The following is a 2024-nucleotide window of genomic DNA, read 5'->3' on the forward strand; positions in this document are numbered from 1 at the left end:
CCGTGTAGGGATCGACGACGGTGACGCCTTCGAGGCTGGTGGCCGAGCCGTCCGCCATCGCGTCATAGCCCTTGATCGAGCCGAAGAAGCCGGCACCCGGCGACTGGGTCGCGGGGGTGGTGACGCGGTCGAGCGAGTATTTCACGTCTTCGGCCGTCATCTCGCGACCGTTGTGGAATTTCACGCCCTTGCGCAGCTTGAAGGTGAAGGTCGTGCCGTCGTCGGAAATCTCGTAGCTCTCGGCAAGACCGGGGCGCAGTTCGGTGGTGCCGGGGACGTAATCCATCAGACCGTCGAAGACGGATTTGATCATCGACCAGTTCTGCCAGTCATAGCCGATCGCCGGATCGAGCGTGGCCACATCGTCCTTGTAGGTCACGATGATATTGCCGCCGGGCTTGGCGTTCGGATCGGGCTGGTAGTCCTGCGCAGAGGCGAAGCTGGCGAGACCCAGCGAGAGCGACAGTGCGCTTGTGGCAAGGATGTTTTTCATCAGGCTCATTTGAGGTGTTCTCCGTCAGTTGGACTTTTCTTTTGGTTCGCTCCCCGGTTGGCCCGAGGTATCTGATTGCGATCAGCGCAGCTTGATGCGCGGATCGATGAAAGGTGTGATCAGGTCGGCCAGCAGGTTGCCCAGCACGATGGCGCAGGCGGACACGAGCGTGACGCCCATGATGATCGGAATGTCGACGCGCTGGATCGCCTGCCAGGCGAGCTGCCCGATACCGGGCCAGCCGAAGACGCTTTCCACCACGACGATGCCGGACATGAAGATGCCGATATCGATCCCGATCATCGCGATGATCGGCAGGATGGCGTTGGGCATCGCGTGCAGTGCCAGCACCCGGAAGCGGCGCAGCCCCTTGGCGCGTGCGGTGCGGATATAATCCGAACGCAGCACGTCGATCATGCTCGAGCGCATCATCCGGCTATACCAGCCCGAGCCCATGATCCCGAGCGTCAGCGCAGGCAGCACGAGGTTCGAGAAGCTGCCGTAGCCGCCGATCGGGAACCAGCTCAGCTTGACCGCGAAGACGTAAAGCAGCAGCAGACCGACCACGAATTGCGGCGCCGAAACCGCAACGAAAGAGGTGATCATCAGCGACTGATCGAGCGCGCCGCCGCGCCGGATCGCGGCCACGATCCCCAGCGTGAGCCCCATGATCAGCTCGGCCACGATCGCGCCCAGCATCAGAAGCAGCGTCGCGGGCAGACGCGCGGCAATCAGGGTCGCGACTTCGGTCTTCTGCAGATAGCTGCGGCCCATATCGCCTTGGACCAGCCCGGTCAGATAGTGCCAGTATTGCACGATGAAGGGCTGATCGAGGCCAAGCTGGTGGCGGATATTGGCCACCGTCTCGGGCGTGGCCGAGCGGCCCGCGATCTGGCGCACCGGATCGGCCGGCAGCACGAAGAGCAGGAAGAAGGTGATGAAGGACACGCCCAGCAGGATCAGGGCGGCCTGGATCAGGCGGCGGATCAGATAGGCCAGCATCACTCACGCCCTCTCTGCGTCGGGTCGAGCACGTCGCGCAGCGCGTCGCCCACGAGGTTGAAGGACAGCGCCAGCAGCAAGATCGCGGCGCCCGGGATGAAGACGAGCCACGGGGCCGCCTGGAAATAGGTCTGGTTCTCGAAGATGATGTTGCCCCAGCTTGGCGTCGGCGGCTGAACGCCCACGCCGAGATAGGACAGCGTCGCCTCCAGCAGCACCGTGGTCGAAATCCCCAGCGTGCCCCAGACGATGATCATCGGCACCAGATGCGGCAGGATATGGCGGAACAGGATGCGCACCGTGCCAGCGCCCAGCGTGCGCTCGGCGGCGACGAATTCGCGCTCGGCCAGCGCCGAGGTCTCGGTATAGACCACGCGCGCCGTCTGGACCCAGTTCACCAGCGCGATCACCATCGCCACGATCCACAGCGAGGGGGTAAAGATCGCCGCCAGACAAATCGCCAGCAGCAGCGCCGGAAACGCCATCATCAGATCGGTAAACCGCATCAGAACCGCGCCGATCCAGCCTC

The 2024-nt window shown here is 63.7% G+C and carries 3 protein-coding genes; all 3 read right to left on the minus strand.

Features of this window, described 5'->3' with window-relative positions:
* A partial coding sequence (locus tag B3D39_RS09155; protein ID WP_349678086.1) for an ABC transporter substrate-binding protein occupies positions 1 to 493 on the minus strand: 493 nt, incomplete at its 3' end.
* Positions 494 to 574: 81 nt separating this feature from the next.
* Complete coding sequence (locus B3D39_RS09160; RefSeq protein ID WP_078523182.1) at positions 575 to 1495, minus strand: ABC transporter permease; 921 nt, start codon at positions 1493 to 1495, stop codon at positions 575 to 577.
* A partial coding sequence (locus B3D39_RS09165; RefSeq protein WP_286789620.1) for an ABC transporter permease occupies positions 1495 to 2024 on the minus strand: 530 nt, incomplete at its 5' end. The genes B3D39_RS09165 and B3D39_RS09160, both read right to left, overlap by 1 nt.

It is taken from the genome of Thioclava sp. UBA3469 (assembly GCF_002378135.1).
Classification (GTDB): domain Bacteria; phylum Pseudomonadota; class Alphaproteobacteria; order Rhodobacterales; family Rhodobacteraceae; genus Thioclava; species Thioclava sediminum.